We start from the raw sequence: 24775 nt of genomic DNA on the forward strand, positions 1-24775 counted from the left end.
GAAGTTTTCTTACACAAAAGATTAAAGTTTATTTTTTGTGTAAGAAAAATACAAGACGGGTTTTGGCAAGTACCAAGACCCTATAGCAATCTGTGTCTATAAGCTAGAGGATTGCAAATTGAGCCGCAACACAGACAAAAATTCAAGTACATAGCGTCTATTCATTATTTTTATCTTTTAGTCCCATGTTAAGCACCGACCCACTGCAAGCTGCCTATATTTTACACACCCGACCTTATCGAGACACTAGCTTATTAATAGACGCATTCACCATCTCGCAAGGCAGAATCAACCTAATTGCAAAAGGCGCGCGTGGAGTACGCGGGAAAAAATCACGCTTCAAAGGATCACTACAAGCCTTTGTGCCATTGCTACTTTCTTGGCGCGGAAAAACTGATCTCATGAATTTACTCAATGCAGAACCTAATCCTATTCTTCTTCCTCATTTAACAGGTAAGCTTTTAGTATGCGGTCTTTATCTCAATGAACTATTAATCCGTTTACTTTACCGCTACGATCCTTATCCGCAGTTATTCCAAGCTTATCAAACAGCGCTGTGTAGCTTACCTGACAATCCCGCTCTTGCTTTACGTTTATTTGAAAAAAAATTATTAGCTGAGTTGGGTTATGCCTTATATTTGAATAAAGATAGTTTAACTAATCAAGCTCTTTTACCCCATCAATCTTATCAATTTATTCCGAGTCAAGGTTTGGTTGTTTGCTTAAATAACTCACTACCTAAACAATCCATTTTTTCTGGCGCCTCTCTTTTAGCGATGCATCATGAATCATGGGATACACCCACCCATTTATTAGATGCAAAACGTTTATTTCGTCTTGCTCTAAACTATCTCCTCGAAGGCAAAGCTATTCGTAGTCGTGAGTTATTAGTATAATAAAATAGCTAAATCGAACTCACAAAGATATTTGTTAATTATTGGCAAGAATAAGCTGGTTTTAAGGGATTAAAATATACATTGACGGGCAGAGTGACATCTAATAATATCAGCTTTTAATAAGTTTAAACGACTATTCAAACTATTTACTTAAACATTACACTAGAATAATATCCAACATCTACGGGTTCATATGAAGTTTCACATTCATTGCTTACTATCTATCCTAGCCCTATCGTTTTTAACAAGTTGTGCATCTTCACTATCGCCTAACGTTTACACCACAACTAGCGCCGGGCAAGTCCACCGCGTTGTTAGGGGCGTAGTGAGAAGCAGTCGCGTTGTAAAGGTAACTGGAGACAGTGAACTGGGTGTGGGAGGCATAGCAGGTGGTGCACTGGGTGCTATTGCAGGTTCCGAAATAGGTGGCGGAAGAGGTAGTTTAGCAAGCGGTATCGGCGGCGCCCTATTAGGTGGTCTTGCGGGCAACCAAATACAAAAAGGGCTTTCAACACAAACGGGTGTTGAATATGTCGTTAAACTCAGAAATAATTCTTTAATTTCTGTCGTACAAGCATCGATGCCAACTTTTAATCACGGACAACATGTATTAGTACAATATGGCGCAGGTGGCCGCCCACGCATCATCGCTGACCCTGATTACTAGCATGTCAATAAAATTATTTAATACTGATTTAGATAAGAGAAGCTAAATTTCTTCTCTTTGACTAGGAAAAAAATGTCTCCGAATCAACTCAGTAAACGCAATCTGTTTTCTACCTTTTTACTAGGTTTTTCCTCTGGCTTACCACTCGCATTAACCTCGAGCACACTCCAAGCTTGGTTTACAGTCACCGGTGCCAGTTTGCTAGCTATTGGCAGTTTAGGTTTAATTGGTCAACCTTATATTTATAAATTTCTTTGGGCACCCTTGCTTGATCGTTGGATACCTCCTCTATTAGGACGACGGCGAGGCTGGATCATCGTTATCCAATTAGCTTTGATAGCAGCCATTTCTATCATGGCTCTAGCGAACCCTCAAACCAGTGCTTCGTTATTAATAACAGTTGCTTTTCTAGTTGCTTTTCTTTCAGCTTCACAGGATATTGCTATCGATGCCTATCGAACAGATATTCTCAAACCTAACGAGCGAGGCTTAGGAACCACACTCTATAGCTGGGGATATAGAGCGGCTATGTTGGTTTCTGGCGCAGCAGCACTTGCTTTAGCTGAATATATTGGCTGGCGTAATACGTATCTGCTGATGGCAGGTTTAATAGCTATTGGTCTTTTTGGTGCATGGTTTGGTGAAGAACCTGTTGATGAAGAAGAAAAACATCCCCCTACCTCTCTACGCGCAGCAATTATTGATCCCTTTAAAGAATTTTTAAGCAGAAAATCTGCCTGGCTGATCTTATTGTTTATTGTGTTATACAAATTTGGCGATGCACTCAGCATTTCATTAACTACACCCTTTCTCATTCGCGGCTTAGGTTTTTCTTTAAGTACGGTAGCTTTTGTCAATAAAGGTGTAGGTTTTTTTGCAGCCATGCTAGGCCTTCTGGCGGGCGGTGTCTTAATGGCACGTATTAGTTTATTTCGTGCCTTACTCTATTTTGGTATTTTACAAGCGGTGGCCATTTTAGCTTTACTCCAACTCGCTATCGTAGGGCATAATTACCATTGGTTAGTTTTTGCTATTTCTATAGATAGCTTTTGTAATGCCATGGCGAGTATTGCTTTTGTCGCCTTATTGATGAGCTTATGTAATCATCGTTATACCGCTACACAATTCGCCTTATTTTCAGCTTTAGCAAGCGCAGGACGAGTTTTCGTTGGCCCTTTAGCCGGTCTTATTGTTACTTATTACAGTTGGCCAGTTTTTTTTGTGTTATCTCTTGCCGCTTGTCTGCCTGGATTAGGCTTATTATGGTATTTACGTGACAACTTTAATAACCCTTCTACTACTGTGATCGAGAAAACTGCTTGTAGTAACACAGATTAATTTAATCTAAAACCATAATCGCTCTATTTCTCTAGCACCTCCCAAGCGTAAAACTTACCGCCCCATAGCGCTTCTAGCGAGATAAGATGGGCTAAAATAATCTGTTCATTACGCTATGTAAGAATAATGCCTACTGCCACAGGCGAATCTTTAGTTTGGACAGTGATTTTGTTTGTCATTAAAGTACCCAAAAAATAAGTTAAAATCCTGTAAATTTTGGCATCTATGACTTGAATTTTCTTAGTATGCTCCCCATATAGAGTGATGTTGGTGTGGTAAAGTTAACTTAGTTGTACTCTTTATCAAACATCATTATGATTAGCCCCTGCTGCTGAGGGGTTAATTGATTAATATCCTCATTTTGACAGTAATTCTTAAGGAGAAATCTGCATGAGTGTAGCATTAGAAAAACCTTTAGTTGAACATTTAGTCCCTATGAACGATCGCATTCTTGTCAAACGTGATGAAGAAGAAGAAAAATCCATAGGTGGTATTGTTATTCCAGACACTGCAAAAGAAAAACCAGTTAGAGGTACCGTAGTCGCTGTAGGACATGGTAAACGCTTGAAATCCGGTCAAATTCAGGTTTTAAGCATTAAAGTAGGCGATAAAATATATTTTGGAAAATATAGTGGAACTGAAATCAAACTTGATGGTAAAGAATATCTCATCATGCGTGAAGATGATGTTTTGGCATTAATCAAAGATTAATCACAATTTTAACCCTTATTTTTATTCAGAGGAATTAATAAAATGGCTGCAAAAGTTTTACAATTTGGTGTAGATGCACGTGCTTCTATCCTACGAGGTGTTGATATACTAGCAGAAGCTGTCAAAGTAACTTTAGGCCCTAAAGGTCGAAATGTTATTTTAGACAAAAGTTTCGGTGCTCCTACCATTACAAAAGATGGTGTGTCAGTTGCAAAAGAAATTGAACTCAAAGATAAATTTGAGAATATGGGCGCACAAATGGTCAAAGAAGTGGCTTCTCAAACTTCAGACGAAGCAGGTGATGGTACAACCACTGCTACTGTACTAGCTCAGACTATTTTACGTGAAGGAATGAAAGCCGTTGCGGCGGGTATGAACCCAATGGATCTCAAACGAGGTATTGATACCGCAGTAACTGCGGCAATAGAAGCGCTACAAGCTATTTCGGAACCTTGTGATGACAACCATTCTATTACGCAAGTAGGTACTGTTTCGGCAAATGCTGATAAAGCAATTGGTGAAATTATCGCCAAGGCAATGAGCAAAGTGGGTAAAAAAGGAGTCATTACCGTAGAAGATGGTTCCGGCCTACAAAACGAACTCGATACAGTAGAAGGTATGCAATTTGATCGAGGCTATCTCTCACCCTACTTCATCAACAACCAACAAAGCATGGCTTGCGAATTGGATAATCCTTATATTTTATTAGTGGATAAGAAAATCTCTAATATTCGTGAAATGTTACCTGTACTTGAAAGCGTCGCTAAAGAAGGCCGCTCTTTATTTATTATTGCAGAAGATGTAGAAGGTGAAGCGTTAGCAACCCTAGTCGTTAATACTATTCGTGGTATTGTCAAAGTTTGCGCTGTAAAAGCACCTGGTTTTGGTGACCGTCGTAAAGAAATGCTAAAAGACATCGCCTTTTTAACCAAAGCAAATGTTATGGACGAACAATGTGGTTTGATGCTTGAGAAAGCTTCTATAACCGATTTAGGCTCTGCTAAGCGTGTTGTTGTGAACAAAGACAATACCACTATCATCGACGGTCAAGGTGATAAAAGTATGATCCAATCTCGAATAGATGAGATTGACGCACAAATTAAAATAAGCACGTCTGACTACGACAAAGAAAAGCTACAGGAACGCTCAGCTAAGCTATCCGGTGGTGTCGCTGTCATTAAAGTCGGTGCTGCGACTGAAATGGAAATGAAAGAAAAGAAAGCACGTGTAGAAGATGCACTACATGCAACGCGTGCCGCAGTTGAAGCAGGTACAGTCCCTGGTGGTGGTGTCGCTTTAATTCGTGCGTTAAACGCTTTAAAAAATCTCAAAAGTATTAACCCTGATCAAGCACATGGTATTCGTATTGTTGCTGAAGCAATGCGCTCACCTTTGCGTCAAATTGTTGCTAATGCTGGCGGACTTCCTGACGTGGTTATTGATAAAGTACTGCATAGTGAAGAAAGGAACTACGGCTACAATGCAGCAACCGGTGAATACGGTGACATGATAAAAATGGGTATTTTAGATCCTACTAAAGTAACCCAAACTGCATTACAAAATGCAGCTTCTATTGCTGGCCTCATGATTACTACAGAATGCATGGTTGCTGAAACTCCTAAGAAGGATGAAAGTGCCGGTGCTCCTGGTGGTGATATGGGTGGCATGGGTGGTATGGGCGGAATGGGTGGTATGGGCGGAATGATGTAAATTCCCTTCACCTGTCGTTCAGTTTTATAAAAAACCCCGCTTCTGCGGGGTTTTTCTTTTTCAATGAATTAACTGCTACACTATGAAATGAGTAAAATGATCTCCTACATGAGGAATTATTTTTATGTTTAGTCGTATTTTATTATTTTTAGGCACTAATATTTTAGTTATTGCTACTATTTCTATTGTTACCAATTTATTAGGTCTACATAGTTATCTCACCTCTCACGGAATTAATTATCTATCATTAGCTATTTTTTGCGCTTTGTGGGGTACGGCAGGAGCTTTCATTTCACTTTTTACCTCAAAATTTATTGCTAAAAAAAGCATGAATTTAAAAATTATTGATCCTAATGCGGCTATTGGTGAAGAAAAAAATATCCTTGAAGTTATACATAATTTAGCACGAAAAGCTGGCTTAAAGGTTTTACCTGAAGTGGGCATTTACAATTCACCTGAGCTCAATGCTTTTGCTACAGGCCCCACTAAAAATAATTCTTTAGTGGCTGTTTCTAGTGGTTTACTCCAAAAAATGAACCCCGATGAAATTGAAGCAGTATTAGGACATGAAATCACTCATGTTACTAATGGTGATATGGTTACCATGACACTCATATTAGGTGTAATTAATGCTTTTGCACTTTTTTTATCACGTATTGTCGCTTATGTGATCTCTGTAGGATCTGCTGGACGCAATAATAATGAGGGATCGATAAGCGGACCTGGACCGATGTTTTTTATGCTATCGATGGTATTTGATATTCTATTTACATTCTTAGGCAGTATTTTAGTTGCTGCTTTTTCCAGACATCGGGAATACCGCGCTGATAAAGGCGGCGCTCTATTAGCAGGCCGTGATAAAATGATTGAAGCATTACGTGCATTACAAAAAGCAATGGTGCCTGAAGATACTCGAGCCCCCTCTTTATCAACTTTAAAAATATCACATAAAAGTGGTGGTTTTCGCGCCTTATTTTCAAGCCATCCGCCTTTGGAATTACGCATCGAACGTTTACAACAAGAAAAATAGCCTTTACATTACAGAGGCCTACAAATCACCTTGCTCTCTTGCGTATTGCATCAAACCACCGCGGAAAGGAGCAAATCCTGCACCAAATATAGTTCCAGCATCGATCAAATCGCTATCTGCAACTACTTTTTCTTCCAAACATTTTTTAGCTTCATCTATCATCGGCTGAATTAAACTATCCGCTAAATTCGTTGGTGCTTTATAGTCTTCAGGAATTTTTTCTTTAATAGGTTTACCTTTTTTATAACGATAAAAGCCTTTACCCGTTTTTCGCCCTAGATCCTTATTAGCAACCATTTTTTCTAAACCTTCAGGCACAACGCTTCCTAAAGATTGACTGAGAATCTTAGCGACCGCTAAACAAATATCTAGGCCTACCGTATCAGCTAACTCTAAAGGTCCCATTGGCATACCAAAATCTACAGCTGCCTTATCTATAACCGGCGCAGGAATTCCAGTTTGCAACAACAATACAGATTGCATCAAATAAGGCATTAATAAACGATTGACTAAGAATCCCGGAGAGCTTTTAACAGGTAAAGGCAAGCGATTAATTTGGTGAACGAATGCCAAGCCCCTTTCTATGCTGTCGGGTGCACTAATAGCCGATTGCACCACCTCTATCAAAGGCATTTTGGCTACAGGATTAAAAAAATGTAAACCAATTAAACGTTCTGGACGTTGTAACCCTTGTTGGATATCTTCTAAAATAATACTCGATGTATTGGTTGCCAATAATGTATCTGATTTAATTTGATTCTCTAATTGGCGAAACAAATTTTGTTTTACTATTAAGTCCTCAAATATTGCTTCAATAATAATATCCGCACGGCGTATACCATAACCTGCTAGATCAGGGACTAATCTATCCATTGCAGCTTGGATAGCACGTGGTGACTTTAATCGTTTTCGGAATAATGCGTAAGCTCTTGCCATAGCCGGAGCAATATATTTCGCTTCTCTATCCTGTAAAGTTACCTGCAATCCTTGCAAAGCACACCAAGCAGCAATATCTCCTCCCATTGTTCCTGCGCCTATGACATGAACCTGTTTGAAAGATGTAGTATCTTTTTTTCCTAATTTCTTTAAGCGCTCTTTTAAAAAAAAGACTCTAATTAAATGATTCGCTGTAGGAGTCAACGCTAACTCACTTAAAGAGACTGCTTCATGTAAAAATGCTTGTTTATTGACACCGTATTTCTGCCAAAGATGAAGTGCAGCGTAAGGCGCAGGGTAATGTTTAGGATTAACTTTGATACTTAAACGACGTTGCACAATTTTGCTTATAATATTTCTCATCCAATGATAATTAGTTATTTTCTTCCAATTTAATGCAAAAAAATGATTCTTTTTTTTACTTTTTACTGAAACGTAATAGGAAGCCGCTCGTTCAGCTTGTCGTAATGGAACAGCATTATTGATTAAACCTAATTTAGCTGCCACATAAGGAGAAATTGTTTTTCCCGTTAAAATTAATTCTAATGCAGAAGGTCCCCCTAATAAGCGTGGCAAACGTACTGTCCCTCCCCAACCTGGATGAATTCCGAGTAGCACTTCAGGCAAACCTAAACGTGTTTTATTGTCATTTATAGCAATGCGATAATCGCAAGCTAAAGCAAGTTCTAAGCCTCCTCCTAAACATAACCCATTAATTAAGGCTACTGTAGGGATATTAAGTACCGCTAATGCATCAAACACCTTTTGTCCTTGCCGAATAAACGCAAAAATCTCTTCTTTGGTTTTTAATTGGCTAATTGTTTGAATATCGGCACCTACAATAAAACCATTTGGTTTAGCCGATATAATGATCAACCCTCGCACTGATTCATTATGAGTTATATCTTTAATGATCGAACTTAATTCCGTTAATACGTTTTTATCTAAGTTATTGCTAGAGCTATTTTTTTTATCGAAATACAGCCAAAGAACATGCTCTTTTTGCTGCAATCGCCAATTTAAATAGCTTACTTCCATTAGAATACTCCCGTTTTAGCTTTATCGATATTTTCAAGTAACAGTGCACCACCTTGCCCACCACCAATACAAAGTGTTGCCACACCAAAATGTGCTTGTTTTCTTTTTAAAATATGTGCCAAATGTAAAACTAGTCGTGCACCACTAGCCCCCACGGGATGACCCATAGCAACGGCTCCGCCGTCTATATTAAGTTTTGCTTGATCTACTTTGCCTAAAGCTTCAGTTAAACCCAGTTGTTTTTTACAATATTGAGTATCTTGCCAGGCAGCCAAACAAGCTAAAACCTGACCTGCAAATGCTTCATTAATTTCCCAAAAATCGATATTTTCAAAAGTGAGTGCTTGTTTTTTTAAAAGTGTTGCTACAGCATGTACAGGGCCTAAACCCATTTCACTCGGATCGACACCTGCCCATGCCACATCAACAATGCGCGCTAAAATTGGCAATTGATATTTCTTTACTGCCTCTTCACTCGCCAAAATTAAAAAAGCGGCACCATCAGTAACTTGAGAACTATTTCCAGCTGTTACTAATCCAAAAGGCTTGTCAAAAAAAGGAGGCAGTGATGCTAATTTTTCTAGATTCGTATCACGGCGCAAACCATTATCAAAAGAATAATAAAGACTTTGTTTATCATAAATCGGATTGATTTCATCTTTAAAAATTTCAGCATCTTGCGCCGCTGCTAAGCGTTGGTGGCTTTGTAAAGCAAATTTATCCATTTCTTCACGAGTAATCCCAAAACGATGTGCAATAACCTCAGCAGTTTGCCCCATGGATAAACCCACAATAGGATCCATTAAACCATGTAATAAGGCTATAACTGGATTTAAATATTTTAATTTAAATTGAGTGAGTAGCTTTAAACGAGCTAAAAAAGATGTGGCTAAATTCCATTCAGCAAACCAAGCGGTCATTTCTCGGCTCAGTAGTAGAGGAGCTTGACTCATCGCCTCTGTACCACCTGCTAATACTAAATCGTACCTCCCACAAGCGATATCTAAAGCTGCACTATCTAAAGCTTGCATACCTGAAGCACAATTCCGCTGTACTGTATAAGCAGGTACGGCTTTACCACAATTCAAGCGTAATGCAATGACACGACTAATATTAGTCTCATCCGAGCTTGGTATAACACAACCAGTAACTACTTCATCCAGTTGATCAGGTGTAAATGTTTGACGTGCTAATAAATATCTTCCTGCTTGTACCGCTAAATCAGAAGCCGAAAAATTTCCAGGGCCTCTCCGTACTTTCAACCAGGGTGTACGCATGCCATCCACAATATAAACTGATCGTGCAAAATTTGATCGATCTAGTGCTTGCATAAACATTTTCCTAAAGCATTTTTTAAGTAGTTAAGCTTAGTTTTATTTTAATATACCGAGTGTAATCGAATGTGCAAGTAAGCTAATCATTTATGCCTTCAAAAAAATAGCGATTAAAAAGCATCCACTTGCATAGCATCTTGCTGAAATTTTTTAGCTACTCGAAATTGTTCTACTTCCGCATGAGTGAGAATTTTTTGTTTTAAAGCATTTTCTAACTGTAGGTCACTATCTAATTTTCGATTAAATCGACCTTTTTTTAATTTTTCACGGATTGCCTGCGTCTTACTAAATTCATTAAAAGCAATTTCCATACGTCCTGTTGGATCTTCTGGTTTTTTTCCTAAATAACAATCTTGAGTCATACGATCGCGAAATGTACTCGTTTGTGTCATCACAGAAACTAACTGCATATCTTGTTTGTCAGTAGGTAATTGATAAGGTCGCCCTAAAGGAAAAATAATAAACTTTAATAGTTTAGCTAGAAACGGTTTAGGGAAATTATTAAAAAATTTATCAAATGAATACTGAGCATGATAAAGACAATAATCTAATCCCCAACTCGCATAAACATCGTCTTCTTTTGATAGTGGATATTCTTGTACATAACGCATGACACTAGATGCGATATAAAGATAACTTAACACATCACCCAAGCGCGCCGATAAACGTTCTTTACGTTTTAAATTTCCACCCAAAATTATTAAGGTGAAATCAGTCACTAACGCTAAAGCTGTTGATAAACGTGAAACTTGTCGATAATAATAACCGAGTTTTTTTATAGGTGTCTGCACAAAAAATCGACCTAAGCCGAAAGCAAATAAAAATGTTTTTAATAAATTTTTTATATTATAAAAAACATGATGAATTAATAACTTATCTAAACTAGCAATATCTTTTTTTTCTATCGCTTGCATTTCATCTCTTAAATAAGGATGACAACGTATTGCCCCTTGTCCAAATAAAATAAGATTTCGAGTTAAAATATTCGCACCTTCCACCGTAATCGATATCGGTATTGCAATATATCCTTGTGCTAAATAGTTACGAGGCCCCATTTGGATAGCCCTCCCACCATGAATATCCATTGCATCATTAATAATGATGCGTGCAAATTCAGTCATGTGATATTTTGCTATTGATGATGCTAATGCGGGCTTTAACGAAGCGTCAACTGCAGTCACCGTAAATCGACGTGCCGCTTCAATTAAATAAGTTAACCCTGCTATTCTCGCTAAAGCCGCAGCGACTCCCTCAAAATGAGCAATCGATAAATGAAATTGTTCTCTTAATACACTATAAGCCCCTGTCATGCGATAAGCTAACTGGGCCTGTGCAGCACTGACGGCCGGCAATGAAATACCACGACCTATGGATAAACATTCCATTAACATCCGCCAACCTTGACCCAGCATTTTCTCGCCACCAATAACAAAACTAATGGGAATAAAAACATCTTTACCTACTATAGGGCCATTCATAAAGGCTAAACCCATGGGCGAATGGCGTTTACCTATTTCTATCCCCATTAATGAGGAAGGCACTAAAGCAAGCGTAATCCCTATTTGTTTTTTTTCTCCCAGCAATTGATCGGGATCCATTAGTTTAAAAGCAACACCTATAACCGTAGCGATAGGCGATAAAGTAATGTAGCGTTTATTAAAATTGAGCCGTATACCTAGCATTTCTTTACCTTGATAGATTCCTTTACAGACTATCCCTTTATCTTTAAGTGCTGCTGCATCACTACCCGCATCCACCGAAGTTAATGCAAAACAAGGAATTTCTTCTCCTTTAGCAAGCCTAGGCAAGTAATAATCTTTTTGATCTTCTGTTCCATAATGAAGTAATAATTCAGCAGGTCCGAGAGAATTGGGGACGAGTGTATTAACAGCCGCACTAACCGATCGAGTAGCTATCTTTAATACTACTGAAGAGTGTGCTAATGCAGAAAAACCTAATCCTCCATATTTTTTCGGAATGACCATACCAAAAAATTTTTGTTTTTTTAAAAATTCCCAAACAGAAAATGGTAAATCATGCTCCACTGTTAAAATATTAAAATCATCAAGCATGCTACAAAGTATTTCTGTTTGATTATGGATAAAAGCTTGTTCATCATTGCTTAGCTTGGATAAAGGAATATCATGCAAAGCTATCCAATTTGGATGCCCACGAAACAAATCTTTTTCCCACCACATATCACCTGCTTCTAGAACAATTTTTTCTGTTGCGCTAATGGGAGGAAGAATCGTGTTTAAGTAAGCTAGAAAAGGTTTTACTAGGAAAGCTTGTCTCAATGAGCGTAAGCTAAGGACTATTATTATCAAGGCAAAGATAAAAAAAATTATGCTAATCATTAGCCACATAGTTACCCCTTAATTTAGGTAGCAAACTTAGAGGGTATCTTCAATTGCATGATGCTGTCTAAAAAACCTGTTTTTCTGCGTCTCGTTACTCACATACTGCATGTATGCTCCGTTACGCTACTCTCAAAAAACAGCGCTTTTCGTCTCAGCCTAACAGAATTGAAAACACCCACTTACTTGATAACTTTAAGATAAACTGTTTAATTCTCGCCAAGAGCTACGTCCAGTTTTTGTTAATGCTAGGTCTCCCGACTGACAAAGGTTTTTTGTTTTAATTGCGTACGTAGTTTGTAAACTCAACGCACCTGAGGTAGTTTGTTTTGCCTGCACAATAACGTCATAAATATAAGCTTGACTTTGGTTAATACAATAGGACGTTCTATGTCGTCTAAGCTCTGAGCTAATTTGAAAACCTGCATAATTAAAGCGCTTATGCAGCGCGAAAATAGGTGTTGAACGACTTTTTAGCCAACTTTCGGTCAATTTTAATCCTGCTTCTGCCGCCTGGAACTGCTGTGAAGCAATAAGCAGATTTCGACTTATACCTAATTCTAAATAAGAATGACTTAATATAGATACCGTCATTAACGACGTGATAAAAAGAAAAAATAATACTGTCACTAATATAAATCCTTGTTGCTTAGTACTTTTATTAACATCGAATAGTAAAATTTTATATCCCTTAGCTTCTCAAGTGAAATCCAAACCAACTTAATTATCGTTTAATCGTTCACGTAGACCTATTATTTGCTTCCATTCCTTTTCGAGCTGTTTACCATCTGTTAATAATAGTCTAATTTCTACACTACGTGCATCTGCCCAATGTTTTACCTCATTTGCATTTCTGTAATACAACGTTCCATCACTATTTTGCATGCCTAATCGTATTGTCATTCTTTTTATCCCTTCTATTAATTCTATGGGTTTGTAAAAAGATTGATTTAAATTACGCCGATATAAAGCATAAATTTTCTGTCCAGTTTCACTCTTACGTCCTGTATCGGCAATATAATAAATAATTTTATTAAAAACCCCAATTTCACTATCTACTTGGTAGCTATACGCCAGATGAATATTACTCCAATGAATAAATTCTGCATGTTGACAATCGCTGATGAGTAAAACATCTTTAGGTTGAAAAACCACCCTATGTGCCAAAACAATATGACTAGATTTAGCTTCCTTTACTGGAAAGGTATTAGGATCCAGAAATTGAATTAAAATAGCATCACTGTCCTTTTGATACCGCGCGAGGTTAGGTAAGACTAACTTTGCTGTAGTATATCCTTTATGCCAAACAACTAAGCTAGTATCGGCTGTTAAATGGATATTTATTAATGGTAGATTATCGATTAAACGGACACAACCAATAAAACCGGCCATACGAATGTCATGACTAAGTAAGTGAAACGCCATTCGTGCTTTGGTTGAGATAGTATTTAAACCCTGGGTTAAATGATAAATATTTTTATTATGAATAAAAATATTTATCATTCCCATACTGAGAAATAAAGATAAACTTATTGCTACCATTAATTCAAGCAAGCTATACCCTTGCTCTATCCTATTCATGCACTGAATAATAAATCGAGAGACAATGGAAATTTAGAAAAACTAGAGAACCATTGAATTTTGCTTTGATAGTTAGATAAATTACATTTTGAAATCAGTCCCATTCCTTTTGGAAAATTTTCTTGGATCTCATTTTTCCATAGTGTTAATACTGGCTGGAAACAAAATCGCCGAGATCGACAAATTTTAAAACCCTCAGCCAATTCTATATTCTTTAAATTAGCCAAATTGATTAAGTAAGCATGTTCGGCAGCCTGTAAAGCCAATAATTGAGCTTGAGCAAAACCTATTAGGCTAATACTTAATATTGTCGCAGCAACCATTACTTCGATTAAGCTAAATCCTTGCTGAGATCTTAATAGCACAGAGTTTTTCATTTCTACTCTAACTTGGCATTTCCTTTTAAATTATTATATTAATAATAAAATAATTATGCAATAAGTAATTGTTAAGCCCTCATCTAAAAAAGGAAAGAGACTATTTTGTAGTTCACCCTATCCTAATTAATTCTGTAATGGGGGTTAAAACAAATCATAAGAAGAACATTTACTTCTTGTTATTTTTGCACCGATTCAATAAAAATTGAACTATTAAAGTCACTGGTCGACCCGTCGCCGTTTTTTCTGGCCCACTTTTCCAAGCTGTTCCAGCAATATCTAAATGTGCCCAGTGTAATTTTTTAGTAAATCGAGATAAAAAACAAGCTGCAGTAATACTCTTGCCACCACCCACACCCACATTAGAAATATCTGCTATATTGCTGTCGATTTGTTGTTGGTAGTCATCCCATAAAGGTAACGACCATACTCTATCTTGACTTTGCTGGCCTGCTTTTTCGATTTCCAGAGCAAGTTCCATATTATTACTCATCATACCTGTCGCTACTGCACCTAATGCGACAATAATCGCACCCGTCAATGTAGCCATATCAATAACGACATCCGGATTAAAACGTTCACTATAAGTTAAGGCATCCGCCAAAATTAGACGGCCTTCTGCATCCGTGTTAATAACCTCTACGCTAAGTCCTGATAATGTTTTTATCACATCTCCAGGTTTCACTGCAGTACCACTGGGTAAATTTTCAGTTAATGGCATTATACCCACCACATGAATAGGTAACTTAAGTTGAGCAATGGTTTTTAATATCCCCATGACGCTAGCGGCACCCGACATATCATATTTCATTTCTTCCATACCAACAGCAGGCTTTAAGCAAATTCCACCCGAATCAAAAGTGACCCCTTTACCGACTAATACAACCGGCTTTTGCTCTGAGGCTCCAAGATATTCTAAAGTAATAAACTGGACAGGTTCTTGTGAACCCTGCGCAACGGCTAATAACCCCCCCATACCTTCTTTTTTTATCGCCACTTCATCTAATATGTTTATCGTAAGTCCTGCATCATTTGCCAATTTTTTGGCTTGCTCAGCCATAATATGGGGTGTACATAAATTAGCGGGTAGATTGGCTAGATCTTTAGTTAATTTTATTCCCTGCGTAATTGCTGAAGCCTGTTTTATTGTTTCTGAAACATTCACCCGTTCTGCAGAATTTGGAAGATTAAAAATAAATCGCTTAGGTGGAGAGATTTTATTTTTCTTATCTGTTTTTAATTCGTCAAAGCAATAAAAACAATCTTCAATAAGCTCGATACTTTGGCGGATTTGTCTATCAAGATCACACGCTTTAATGGAAATATCAGTTAAAAAACTTGTTATTTCATCAATTTGCATAGACTTAAGTATACATGCCATGCAACTGATCACTTTACGAAAATCTGCTAGGGACAAATCGGATTCTTTTCCAGAATAAACCAGAAGTACTCGAGGTGCAGAAATTCCAGGGACATTATAAAGCATGAGGCTTTTACCACACTCTTCTATTAAATCACCTTTTTCTAAAATTTTTTGGATATAGCCCTGGCTATGGTTATCTAATAACTGGGCAGATCGAGAAAGTCGCTTATCTTGAAAAATACTGACGATTAAACAATCACTCTTTTGTTTAATGAGATCCAATGAGTTGATAGAATATTGCATAGCCACCTCAAATTATTTTATTAATAGACCAGTTTACCTAAATTACACTTATTTGCTAGATTCAATATCTTCTTTATGAAATAATTTAAATTCTTCTACCTTTAACCTACAAAATGATTCTTTTTCGTTATTTAACTCGAGAGTTACTGGCTAGCCTTTCTCTCATTACTAGCCTTTTATTCCTTATTTTAATGAGCAATGAATTTGTTCATTATCTTAATCAAGTAGCCGGCGGAAAATTTGCGGCAAGTATCTTATGGAAGCTGATAATTTTGGAGTCTCCTCGATTTTTAGCAATACTTCTTCCTTTTAGCCTATTTCTTTCCATACTGTTCACCTATGGTCGCCTTTATGCCGATTATGAGATGACTGTGCTGAATGCCTGTGGGTTTAGTTTGGGCCAATTAACTCGCTTAAGCTTACCCTTTATTTTCTTACTAACTTTTATGGTCGCTGGTTTAAATCTTTGGCTAAACCCGTTTTTATTAAGTTATCGAAATAAATTGCTGACTCAAACTGGGACAGCCGTAGAATTACAGACCGTGCAACCCGGCAGTTTTCAACAAACTAATGGAGGTCATCGCATCATTTATGTGGAAAGTGTCTCCGCTGATCACAAATCAGTAAAAAACATTTTCCTAGCACAAACAAATTCACAAAAATTATCTTCAGAGATAACACCTTGGACTATAATTAGTGCTAATAGCGGTTATCAAATGATCACTCCTATCACCAAAGAACCTTTTTTTGTCGCGGTAAATGGAAAACGGTACCAAGGAATACCTGGCCAAACAGAATATTATATTACGCAGTTTCTAAAATACGGAATACGTATCGACTTAAAAACTACCGCAGCTAATAAACAACAAGATGATGCCTTGTCGAGTATTACTTTATGGAATGCGAGTCAAGCTCATAAAGCCAGCTATTTTTCTGAACTACAATGGCGACTTTCAGCCCCTATTTCAATTTTACTTCTCGCTTTATTAGCGATACCACTAAGCCGAGTTAACCCAAGACAAGGAAAATATCTTCATATATTACCCGCTATAGTCATTTATATTATGTACCTTAATTTATTACTGGTAGGGCGTAATTGGATAGAAAATGGAGATATTTCTTATGATTGGGGTCTTTGGTGGATACATGGTCTGCTCATTCTTACCATAATATTTGCCTGGTGTTATGCTTTGGGATGGAATAGGGTCAGATATCACTTATTCCGTTTATTTAAGCTAAGACAATGAAAATCATCGATCGCTATTTAGGCAGAACCATTATCAGTACCACCCTTTCTGTACTTGGGATATTGTTAATCCTGTTTTCGCTTATTAAATTAATTGCTGAAACACGTGATATTGGATATGGCCACTATACTTTAGCCAGTGCTTTTTATTATGTATTACTCACTCTACCATCCCAATTTTACAGCTTTTTCCCAGTAGCTATTTTGCTGGGTAGTATTCTTGGTTTAAGCGTTTTAGCAAAGCATAGTGAGTTAATGATATTACATTCCAGTGGCGTTTCTCTTTATCAAATGGCTTGGAGTTTAATTAAAGCGACTTTGCTGATGGTTTTCCTAACGGTTTTGATTGGGGAAGGTTTAGCGCCACGCGCTGCTCGGCTAGCAGAAAATCATAAATCCTTTCTTACCACAAATGGACAAACCCTAATGACCCAACAAGGGGCTGTTTGGATTCGAGATGGACATAATTATATATATATTCAATCAATTTTGGATCCAACTCATTTAAATAAAGTGAGCCGTTACCAATTTGATGATAATAATAATCTACTGAAAGCAAGCTTTGCCAAGCAGGTTAATTATGAAAAAAATGAATGGCATGCCTATGATATTGCAACCAGTCTCATTAGCCTAAAAAAAATTAAAGCCAGACATATTGCACATGAAATTTGGCCATTTTCTTTTAGTCCAAAACTTTTAAATATCTCTATTATTCAACCACAAGAAATGTCTTTAAGACAACTTAATGATTATATTCGTTATCGTAAAAAAAATCTTCTAAATACTAGTCAATATTCTTTAGCTTTTTGGCAACGTATACTACAGCCTGCTGCCATATGGGTTATGCTTTGTTTGGCTATTCCTTTTACTTTTAAACATTTAAGAACTTTAGCGACCAGTTTGAGGACTATTGCAGGAATTGCAGTAGGATTTGGTTTCTATCTCTTAAATAATTTTTTTGGTCCATTCGCTATTGTCTATCAATGGCCGCCCTTTTTAGCGGCACTACTTCCTATACTCATTTTTATGTTCATCGCTATTATATTAATGCGTTGGGCAAAATAAGCTCGAGGTGATTATGTCAACAATATTCCGCATTGCCGTTGCACAATTAAATTTCTTAGTGGGTGATATTAAAGGAAATACACAAATAATTTTAGATAGTATACAAAAAGCCAAGCAAGTTTCAGCTGATCTGTTGATTTTTCCTGAGCTCGCATTAAGTGGTTATCCTTCTGAAGATTTACTATTACGTGAAGATTTTAAAAATCAAATCCAACACGCTTTAAAAATTATTCAAAAAAAATCAATAGATATCGCTATTTTATTAGGTCATCCCGATTTTAGTTCTAAAGGAATTTATAATGCAGCAAGCCTAATTGAAAATAAAAAAATTGTTAGTACCTACCACAAACAATGTTTACCCAACTACGGTGTCTTTGATGAATATCGTTATTTCATACCTGGAAATGCAGGTGGTTTATTCACAATAAAAGGTTTACATATAGGTATTTTAATTTGTGAAGATCTATGGTATAGCCAACCTGCTTCAATACTCAAAGAAAATGGTGCACAATTATTAATATGCATCAACGCTTCTCCTTTTGATTATATAAAAGCCAAGCAACGTTTAAAAGTAACCACCGACCGTATAAAAGAAACAAACTTGCCTATACTTTATGTGCATGGGATAGGCGGACAAGACGATTTAATATTTGATGGTGGTTCTCAAGCACTTGATGCTAAGGGACATCTTGTCGCCGAAGCCGGTTTTTTTAAAGAAACCTTATGGTTAGTCGATCTCAAAATTAATTCATTGGCTCAATTTGTACCACAAACTCTTTTATCCCAACCATTAACGAATGAAATTATCTATAAAGCCTTAATCCTTGGAGTGCGTGATTATGTTAATAAGAATCATTTTCCGGGGGTTTTAATCGGTCTTTCCGGTGGTATCGATTCTGCTTTAGTATTAGCTATTGCAGTGGATGCTTTAGGAAAAGATCGTGTTCACGCCGTATTTTTACCCTCTCGTTACACATCTAAACTAAGTCAACATATTGTACAAGCCCTTGTTAATAAATTAGGCGTGCATGTTAATACATTATCCATTGAACCGAGTTTTTCAGCTTTTTTAACTACATTAAATTTAGATCCGAAACATCCTCCTGTAGGACTTGCCATTGAAAATATCCAAGCACGTTGTCGTGCTATAATACTGATGGCTCTATCTAATCAACAGGGACACCTCCTATTAAATTGTACGAATAAAAGTGAGCTAGCAGTCGGTTATGGTACTTTATATGGAGATATGGTCGGCGGATTTTCAGTCCTTAAGGATGTATCTAAAACTCGCGTTTATCAACTGGCTACTTATCGTAATAGTGAGCATATTTTTCCTAGCTCATTAATGACACGCCCACCCTCTGCTGAGCTCTTCGAAAATCAAAAAGATGAAGACACTCTACCCCCCTATGATCAACTTGATCCTATTTTGGAACTCTATGTCGAGCAAGATAAAAGTATAGATGACATTGTTAAAGCAGGATTCACTAGAGAAGTAGCACAAAAAGTTATCAATTTAGTTAACAAGAATGAATATAAACGCCGACAATTAGCATTGGGGCCGCGCATCACGCCACGAGCTTTTGGTAGAGAACGTCGCTATCCGATTACTTCGGGATTTTTATCTAGCTAAAGTTGATGTGAATATTCAAACACTTAAATATTCACATAATCTGCATCCGGGTAATTGAGCCTAAACACCGCTAAACTCTGGCTCGCTAATCCTTCTAAACCCAAAATACGATAAGACTTAATCATAATAATTAAAGCTTTTTTAACTTCTGGCGCCCCCTGATAACGTTGTATAATCTCATTGGCACGATTTGCTGCAGCGACGTAGGCTTTTCTATGGAAGTAATAATCAGCAATATGTAATTCATAACTTGCAAATAAATTGCGCAAGTAAATCATGCGCTGACGGGCATCAGGAACATATCGACTATCTGGAAAAAGACGAATCAACTCAGCAAACTCTTGATATCCTAAACGCATAGTACCTGGATCTCGCAAAGAAAGATCAATAGGCACATAACGTAAATACCAACCTCTATCTTGATCCATATCCGCCATAGCTTGCATATAGTATGCATAGTCAATATGTTGGCTATGGGGGTATAAATGAATAAAACGTTCTGCTGCGGCTTTCGCTGAGGGTGCATCACCATCTTTATAATATGCATATATCAATTCTAGTTGAGCTTTTTCGGCGTAACGATTAAAAGGATATAATACATCTAATGCTTCATAAGATTTAATCGCTTGACTAAAATTCCGATCGAGTAATGATTCTTTTGCATTTTGATAGATTTGATTAACGGTTTGTCCTTTAAAAGCGATAAATGGATCGTTAGAGTGGCTGGCGCATGCGCTCAGCATAGCCAATATAAAACTCACTAAAATAAATTTAAATATTTTCACAATACTTTTCAATAAAGCTGTGCTTTATTCCCTTTTTTAAAGTGAAGGAAGGAATAAGCGAAATAACTTTCTATTCTTTTATCCAACATCCAAAAAAGTCAAATTAATTTATTATTATTAATTTGACTAAGAATTCTACATTTTATCTTTTTTACGGAAAATCTCATTTAGCTTAAATTTTTCTGCCAAAATAGGGATCCCACACCAACCTATGATGGCTTCTATAATAAGAATAACCCCTACTAAAAATGCAAATAATTTGCCTAGACCCAATAACACACCAATCAGCAAAACGATACCAATCACTAAACGTGAAAGGCGTTCGTTAGATTCAAGATTGCTTGCTACATTGAACATAGATAGTATCCTCTATTAAGTCATAATAAAAAGGCATCGCTCCCGTCAGCATTATAGCGATATTCTATGAAAAACACAGCTCAAGTAATAAATTGCCAAGCAATTGTCCCCGAACATTTAGCAGAAAAGCGTCTCGACCAAATTTTGAGTCAGTTATTTCCTGCTTATTCTCGTACACGTTTACAACAATGGATTCGTTGTCAACAAGTTTGGGTTGATGGTGAACTCAAACGACCACGGGATAAAATAAAAGCGGGTGCTAAAATTACTATTTTGGCTAGCTTAAATGAGGAGGTCAGTTGGGATGCGGAAGAGCTCCCATTGGATATTATCTATGAAGATGAGGCGATACTCGTAGTGAATAAGCCTGCGGGCTTAGTTGTCCACCCTGCGGTAGGAAATACTCATAAAACACTTGTTAATGCTTTATTGCATTATTTACCTGAACTCAAAAAACTTCCCCGAGCAGGAATCATACATCGCCTAGATAAAGACACCTCTGGTCTATTAATCATTCCAAAAATTTTAAATGCCTACGATAAATTGGTCAAACAACTACAAGCACGAACTATGAAACGTGAATATATCGCTGTTATTCAAGGTCTGTTAATCGCTGGAGGAACTATAAATGCACCTATTGGTCGCCATCCAAGATTAAGAAAAAAAATGGCCGTTACTGAGTTGTTGAGCGGAAAACCAGCGGTCTCTCATTATCGAGTCATGGAGCGTTTTAATCATCACACACTTATTAAAGTAAAATTAGAAACCGGCCGTACTCATCAAATTCGTGTGCATATGGCACACATTCATCATCCTTTGGTAGGTGATAAAACCTATGCGGGTCGTTTTCACTTACCAAAAAAAGCCAGTGAATTACTGATAAATTGCTTACATCAGTTTCCTCGCCAAGCTTTACATGCGCAATGTTTAGGTATTATACATCCTATTACCTTACAACCCATGGAATGGCAAAGTCCTTTACCTGAAGATATGAAGCAATTAATTAACTGTCTACGAGAAGATAAATTCAATGCTTGATCTAATCATTCCTGATTGGCCCGCTCCAAGCTGGATCAAAGCCTACACTACCACTCGACTAGGCGGTGTTAGCCAAAGCCCCTATGTTAGTTTAAATATTGCCATGCATGTAGGTGACAATTTAGATGATGTCACTAAAAATCGCCAATTACTACAAAAGTACTTATATCTAAAAAAATCCATTATCTGGTTAGAACAAATACATGGGAACACTGCTATTTCAGCTGATGATCCCATCGATAGTCTTGCAGCTGATGCTATTTATTCAAGAACAGGACAAACGGTTTGCGCCGTACAAACCGCCGACTGCTTACCTCTATTGGTTTGTAGTTCCAACAGTTATTGTGTCGCAGCCATTCACGCAGGCTGGAAAGGCTTAAGTAGTGGTATTATCGAAAATACTATCCGTGCATTAGGTTTACCACCCAGAGAGATATTAGTTTGGTTAGGACCTGCTATCGGCCCTCAAGCTTTTACAGTCGGAGAAGAAGTTTTTCAGTCTTTCATAGACAAAGATCAGGCTGCTGAAACAGCTTTTCAGCCTATAAAGAACAAAAGATGGCAAGCCAATCTATATAAATTGGCCCAACAACGTTTGCTCAAACTAGGAATTACCTCCATCTATGGAGGTAATTTCTGTACTTATTCCGACAAGCTTCGTTTTTTTTCTTATCGCAGAGACCAAATAACAGGGCGTATGCTAAGCCTCATTTGGATAAACTTACCTTAACCTCAAAGTGTGTTAATTTTTCTTTCTCTAAAATAAAGGGTATTTATACGTTATCTAGTTTAATTTTACTCTTCGAAAAAGAATTATTTCGTAGGCACGGGCGATTTAGACATAGGATTTTCTATAGAGTTTTCTGTTACCGTTGCTTTTGACAAACTTTTCAAGAAAAAATTTAAATTTTTCCCTACGTTATCTTGATTTCCTGTTAAGCCTTGGTTCATATCTGATAAAGACTTTTCACTATTATCAAAAGGAGTTGAAGTTAATGTGGTTGATCCTAATTCTTTCGTTTTTTGCCAATACAAAGCTTTTTTCGCCAGCCCTAATGGAGTTGAATTTCTTGTACAATAAGTAGCATATATCCCTGTAACTTTTCGAATCATTTCATAGCCTTCTAAAAAAAATTAATTCAATAAAAATATCCGTAAGTAATTATATCAACTATTTATTTTTTTTCAAAAAAATAAATTTAATAGAAAATATTTTAAATATTTTTAGATAAAACAGGGTGACTTGGAAATATTTTAACAGTTTTAATCATATTATCTTTAATCAAAATAACTTCCATCGTTTTATTTTCAAACTGAAAGATAGTCCCTACTTTGGGAATCACTTCAAGTGTCTCAATAATTAATCCGCTTAAAGTTTTAGGGCCTCGTAATGGTAGATTTAAATTTAATTGACGATTTAAATCGCGCAATGCAATTCCTCCGTCTATCAAATAACTTCCATCTGCTTGTAATGAAACGGCACGGCGCATTAATGCCATATCAGTGGTAAATTCACCAACAATTTCTTCTAGTATGTCTTCTAAGGTAATCAGTCCCTGAATTTCACCATATTCATTGACAACCAAACCAATACGATGCTTCTCACGACGAAAATTTAACAATTGACTATTTAAAGCCGTTGCTTCAGGTATAAAATGAACTTCTTCTGCCGCTTCGATCAATACTTCCTTACTTAATTGTTGTTTACTTAAACTATTTAAAACTTTTCGAAAATGTAAAATACCTATTATCTCATCAACAGAATTTCGATAAATCGGTAACCGTGTATATTCACTCTTAATTAATTGCTTTAAAATCGATTCCCAAGACTGATTAATATCAATACCAATAATTTCCTGTCTAGGAATCATAATATCTTCTACGGTTACTTTGCCTAACTCAAGTACTTTGAGTAACATATTTTTATAATCATTAGGCATATGCCCAGTACCCTCGCGTAATAAACTCACTAATTCTTCGCGAGATAATTGTTCAACCGTCAATTTCGGAATTTTTACTCCCAGTAGTTGTAAGGTAGTATTCGCTAATAAATTGGTTAGCCAAACAAAAGGATATAGAATATGTAATAAAATAATTAAAGGCCAAACGGCAAACAACGCTATCGGTTGGGGATATAAGGTTGCTAAAGTTTTTGGCGCTACTTCACAAAAAATTAAAACCACAAAAGTAAGTGCTAAGGTTGCTAAAAAAACACCGGATGTCGAAAAATAATGTAATGCAAGCAACGTAACGACAGCAGAAGCAAGAATATCAGCAAAAGTTCCGCATAAAAGGATAACCCCAAGCAAACGATCCGGTCTTTTTAATAAGTCCTGTACACGTTTAGCAAGCAGGTTATGATGCCTCACTAAATGGCGCAATCGATACCTATTTATAGATAACATGGCTGCTTCTGCCAATGAAAAAAATACAGCCGCTAGTAATAAAAAAACTAATAAACCAACAAGAAATGCAAATGAATAATGCATGCGTTAGGTCTCATCCTTTAAAGATTAGGCATGAAAAAAATTGCTCCTAAATAAACAATTCCAATCAAACTAGCGCCAATTAGTGTCCAGCTAATCGCAATTTTTCCTCTCCAGCCAAAATAACTTCTCCCGATTAATAGCATTAAAAGTACCCCCCAGGCTAGCAATGATATAAGTATTTTTTGCCACAAGCGATGCTCAAAAACAGGATGGAATAAAATCATGCTCGTTGCCAAAACTAAAGTCAGTAAAATGATAGCGATAGCAATTAGCTTAAAAAGGTAGGTTTCCATCACTTCTAAAGGTGGGAAATATTGAATAAATCCAACCGCTTGTTTATGCTTAAGCATCCATTCTTGGCTAGCCAATAACAATGCTTGGAGTGACGCGCTAACCAAAACAATCAGTGCAAGAGTCGAAAGAAAAATATGAATTAAATCAGCATAGGGCGCCATAATGAAACTCGCTCACTCCTCAGCTAAACTGGTACAATAACAATAGCAGAATTTTTTTGGTCATTC

23 protein-coding genes are annotated in these 24775 nt (G+C 36.9%); 11 read left to right on the top strand and 12 right to left on the bottom strand.

Translation table 11 applies throughout. The features are described 5' to 3' along the window. The first annotated feature begins 185 nt into the window (after positions 1-185). The 6 genes from recO (at position 186) to htpX (ending at position 6352) form a co-directional block, all read left to right on the top strand. Entirely contained in the window at positions 186-896 is a 711-nt protein-coding gene (gene recO / locus A1D18_RS04585; protein WP_071662633.1) for a DNA repair protein RecO, read from the top strand. A 325-nt stretch (positions 897-1221) separates the two neighbouring features. Next, positions 1222-1563 (top strand): glycine zipper 2TM domain-containing protein, encoded by a 342-nt coding sequence (locus A1D18_RS04590; protein ID WP_245756781.1) that lies wholly within the window; start codon positions 1222-1224, stop codon positions 1561-1563. Positions 1564-1635: 72 nt separating this feature from the next. Continuing rightward, the gene (locus A1D18_RS04595; RefSeq protein WP_071662635.1) at positions 1636-2901 is read left to right on the top strand and encodes an AmpG family muropeptide MFS transporter; all 1266 of its coding nucleotides are present in this window, start codon (positions 1636-1638) and stop codon (positions 2899-2901) included. 390 nt (positions 2902-3291) lie between these two features. Continuing rightward, positions 3292-3612: a co-chaperone GroES gene (groES, locus tag A1D18_RS04600; RefSeq protein WP_071662636.1), complete on the top strand. Its 321-nt coding sequence runs from the start codon at positions 3292-3294 to the stop codon at positions 3610-3612. Between the two features lie 87 nt (positions 3613-3699). Further along, on the top strand, positions 3700-5322 hold the full coding sequence (groL, locus tag A1D18_RS04605) for a chaperonin GroEL (RefSeq protein WP_245756799.1): 1623 nt from the start codon (positions 3700-3702) through the stop codon (positions 5320-5322). 124 nt (positions 5323-5446) lie between these two features. Beyond that, positions 5447-6352, top strand: a complete 906-nt coding sequence (htpX, locus tag A1D18_RS04610; protein WP_071662638.1) for a protease HtpX — start codon at positions 5447-5449, stop codon at positions 6350-6352. A gap of 18 nt (positions 6353-6370) precedes the next feature. On the opposite strand, the gene A1D18_RS04615 is transcribed toward htpX, so the two are convergent. The 7 genes from A1D18_RS04615 to A1D18_RS04645 all read right to left on the bottom strand — a co-directional run bounded on the left by A1D18_RS04615 (position 6371) and on the right by A1D18_RS04645 (position 15641). Further along, positions 6371-8326, bottom strand: a complete 1956-nt coding sequence (locus tag A1D18_RS04615) for a 3-hydroxyacyl-CoA dehydrogenase NAD-binding domain-containing protein (RefSeq protein ID WP_071662639.1) — start codon at positions 8324-8326, stop codon at positions 6371-6373. After that, positions 8326-9657, bottom strand: a complete 1332-nt coding sequence (locus A1D18_RS04620; RefSeq protein ID WP_071662640.1) for an acetyl-CoA C-acetyltransferase — start codon at positions 9655-9657, stop codon at positions 8326-8328. The genes A1D18_RS04615 and A1D18_RS04620 overlap by 1 nt, the downstream gene beginning before the upstream one ends. 113 nt (positions 9658-9770) lie before the next feature. Then, a complete protein-coding gene (locus tag A1D18_RS04625; protein ID WP_216095022.1) occupies positions 9771-12026 on the bottom strand; it encodes an acyl-CoA dehydrogenase in 2256 nt (751 codons plus the stop codon). 186 nt (positions 12027-12212) lie between these two features. Further along, a complete protein-coding gene (locus A1D18_RS04630; RefSeq protein ID WP_143750432.1) occupies positions 12213-12698 on the bottom strand; it encodes a PilX N-terminal domain-containing pilus assembly protein in 486 nt (161 codons plus the stop codon). A 39-nt stretch (positions 12699-12737) separates the two neighbouring features. Then, entirely contained in the window at positions 12738-13598 is an 861-nt protein-coding gene (locus A1D18_RS04635) for a PilW family protein (RefSeq protein ID WP_084028742.1), read from the bottom strand. After that, positions 13595-13975: a prepilin-type N-terminal cleavage/methylation domain-containing protein gene (locus A1D18_RS04640; RefSeq protein ID WP_071662643.1), complete on the bottom strand. Its 381-nt coding sequence runs from the start codon at positions 13973-13975 to the stop codon at positions 13595-13597. Before A1D18_RS04640 ends, A1D18_RS04635 begins: the two co-directional genes overlap by 4 nt. A gap of 169 nt (positions 13976-14144) precedes the next feature. After that, positions 14145-15641, bottom strand: a complete 1497-nt coding sequence (locus tag A1D18_RS04645; RefSeq protein WP_071662644.1) for a leucyl aminopeptidase — start codon at positions 15639-15641, stop codon at positions 14145-14147. A gap of 113 nt (positions 15642-15754) precedes the next feature. Here A1D18_RS04645 and lptF point away from each other — a divergent pair, with 113 nt between their 5' ends. The 3 genes from lptF to A1D18_RS04660 are packed head-to-tail and all read left to right on the top strand — an operon-like array spanning position 15755 to position 19585. After that, positions 15755-16888: an LPS export ABC transporter permease LptF gene (lptF, locus tag A1D18_RS04650; RefSeq protein WP_071662645.1), complete on the top strand. Its 1134-nt coding sequence runs from the start codon at positions 15755-15757 to the stop codon at positions 16886-16888. Beyond that, entirely contained in the window at positions 16885-17952 is a 1068-nt protein-coding gene (gene lptG / locus A1D18_RS04655; protein WP_071662646.1) for an LPS export ABC transporter permease LptG, read from the top strand. Before lptF ends, lptG begins: the two co-directional genes overlap by 4 nt. Before the next feature lie 13 nt (positions 17953-17965). Next, the gene (locus A1D18_RS04660) at positions 17966-19585 is read left to right on the top strand and encodes an NAD+ synthase (protein WP_071662647.1); all 1620 of its coding nucleotides are present in this window, start codon (positions 17966-17968) and stop codon (positions 19583-19585) included. A gap of 23 nt (positions 19586-19608) precedes the next feature. Here the strand turns inward: A1D18_RS04660 and A1D18_RS04665 are convergent, their stop codons facing one another. Continuing rightward, positions 19609-20370, bottom strand: coding sequence for an outer membrane protein assembly factor BamD (locus tag A1D18_RS04665; RefSeq protein WP_245756782.1), 762 nt, complete (start codon positions 20368-20370; stop codon positions 19609-19611). A gap of 135 nt (positions 20371-20505) precedes the next feature. After that, positions 20506-20727 (bottom strand): YgaP-like transmembrane domain, encoded by a 222-nt coding sequence (locus A1D18_RS04670; protein ID WP_071662648.1) that lies wholly within the window; start codon positions 20725-20727, stop codon positions 20506-20508. A gap of 66 nt (positions 20728-20793) precedes the next feature. Here A1D18_RS04670 and rluD point away from each other — a divergent pair, with 66 nt between their 5' ends. Together rluD and pgeF are read left to right on the top strand one after the other, a co-directional pair. Further along, positions 20794-21765 carry a 23S rRNA pseudouridine(1911/1915/1917) synthase RluD gene (rluD, locus tag A1D18_RS04675; protein ID WP_071662649.1) on the top strand — a complete coding sequence of 324 codons (972 nt, stop codon included), beginning with the start codon at positions 20794-20796 and terminating at the stop codon, positions 21763-21765. After that, positions 21758-22495: a peptidoglycan editing factor PgeF gene (pgeF, locus tag A1D18_RS04680; RefSeq protein ID WP_071662650.1), complete on the top strand. Its 738-nt coding sequence runs from the start codon at positions 21758-21760 to the stop codon at positions 22493-22495. Before rluD ends, pgeF begins: the two co-directional genes overlap by 8 nt. 83 nt (positions 22496-22578) lie before the next feature. On the opposite strand, the gene A1D18_RS04685 is transcribed toward pgeF, so the two are convergent. From A1D18_RS04685 to ccsA, 3 genes are all read right to left on the bottom strand, one after another. Then, positions 22579-22878 (bottom strand): hypothetical protein, encoded by a 300-nt coding sequence (locus A1D18_RS04685; RefSeq protein ID WP_071662651.1) that lies wholly within the window; start codon positions 22876-22878, stop codon positions 22579-22581. A 101-nt stretch (positions 22879-22979) separates the two neighbouring features. Beyond that, positions 22980-24254 carry an HlyC/CorC family transporter gene (locus tag A1D18_RS04690; RefSeq protein ID WP_071662652.1) on the bottom strand — a complete coding sequence of 425 codons (1275 nt, stop codon included), beginning with the start codon at positions 24252-24254 and terminating at the stop codon, positions 22980-22982. A 17-nt stretch (positions 24255-24271) separates the two neighbouring features. Further along, the gene (gene ccsA, locus A1D18_RS04695) at positions 24272-24709 is read right to left on the bottom strand and encodes a cytochrome c biogenesis protein CcsA (protein ID WP_071662653.1); all 438 of its coding nucleotides are present in this window, start codon (positions 24707-24709) and stop codon (positions 24272-24274) included. Positions 24710-24775: the final 66 nt, after the last annotated feature.

This window comes from Candidatus Rickettsiella isopodorum (assembly GCF_001881495.1).
Classification (GTDB): Bacteria; Pseudomonadota; Gammaproteobacteria; order Diplorickettsiales; family Diplorickettsiaceae; genus Aquirickettsiella; species Aquirickettsiella isopodorum.

Excerpts from the sequence above, each read along its gene's own strand:
- recO (WP_071662633.1), top strand. The coding sequence starts at position 186 with ATGTTAAGCACCGACCCACTGCAAGCTGCCTATATTTTACACACCCGA.
- A1D18_RS04595 (WP_071662635.1), top strand. The coding sequence starts at position 1,636 with ATGTCTCCGAATCAACTCAGTAAACGCAATCTGTTTTCTACCTTTTTA.
- groES (WP_071662636.1), top strand. The coding sequence starts at position 3,292 with ATGAGTGTAGCATTAGAAAAACCTTTAGTTGAACATTTAGTCCCTATG.
- htpX (WP_071662638.1), top strand. The coding sequence starts at position 5,447 with ATGTTTAGTCGTATTTTATTATTTTTAGGCACTAATATTTTAGTTATT.
- A1D18_RS04615 (WP_071662639.1), bottom strand. The coding sequence starts at position 8,326 with ATGGAAGTAAGCTATTTAAATTGGCGATTGCAGCAAAAAGAGCATGTT.
- A1D18_RS04620 (WP_071662640.1), bottom strand. The coding sequence starts at position 9,657 with ATGCAAGCACTAGATCGATCAAATTTTGCACGATCAGTTTATATTGTG.
- A1D18_RS04625 (WP_216095022.1), bottom strand. The coding sequence starts at position 12,026 with ATGTGGCTAATGATTAGCATAATTTTTTTTATCTTTGCCTTGATAATA.
- A1D18_RS04635 (WP_084028742.1), bottom strand. The coding sequence starts at position 13,598 with ATGAATAGGATAGAGCAAGGGTATAGCTTGCTTGAATTAATGGTAGCA.
- A1D18_RS04640 (WP_071662643.1), bottom strand. The coding sequence starts at position 13,975 with ATGAAAAACTCTGTGCTATTAAGATCTCAGCAAGGATTTAGCTTAATC.
- A1D18_RS04645 (WP_071662644.1), bottom strand. The coding sequence starts at position 15,641 with ATGCAATATTCTATCAACTCATTGGATCTCATTAAACAAAAGAGTGAT.
- lptF (WP_071662645.1), top strand. The coding sequence starts at position 15,755 with ATGATTCTTTTTCGTTATTTAACTCGAGAGTTACTGGCTAGCCTTTCT.
- lptG (WP_071662646.1), top strand. The coding sequence starts at position 16,885 with ATGAAAATCATCGATCGCTATTTAGGCAGAACCATTATCAGTACCACC.
- A1D18_RS04660 (WP_071662647.1), top strand. The coding sequence starts at position 17,966 with ATGTCAACAATATTCCGCATTGCCGTTGCACAATTAAATTTCTTAGTG.
- A1D18_RS04670 (WP_071662648.1), bottom strand. The coding sequence starts at position 20,727 with ATGTTCAATGTAGCAAGCAATCTTGAATCTAACGAACGCCTTTCACGT.
- rluD (WP_071662649.1), top strand. The coding sequence starts at position 20,794 with ATGAAAAACACAGCTCAAGTAATAAATTGCCAAGCAATTGTCCCCGAA.
- pgeF (WP_071662650.1), top strand. The coding sequence starts at position 21,758 with ATGCTTGATCTAATCATTCCTGATTGGCCCGCTCCAAGCTGGATCAAA.
- A1D18_RS04685 (WP_071662651.1), bottom strand. The coding sequence starts at position 22,878 with ATGATTCGAAAAGTTACAGGGATATATGCTACTTATTGTACAAGAAAT.
- A1D18_RS04690 (WP_071662652.1), bottom strand. The coding sequence starts at position 24,254 with ATGCATTATTCATTTGCATTTCTTGTTGGTTTATTAGTTTTTTTATTA.
- ccsA (WP_071662653.1), bottom strand. The coding sequence starts at position 24,709 with ATGGCGCCCTATGCTGATTTAATTCATATTTTTCTTTCGACTCTTGCA.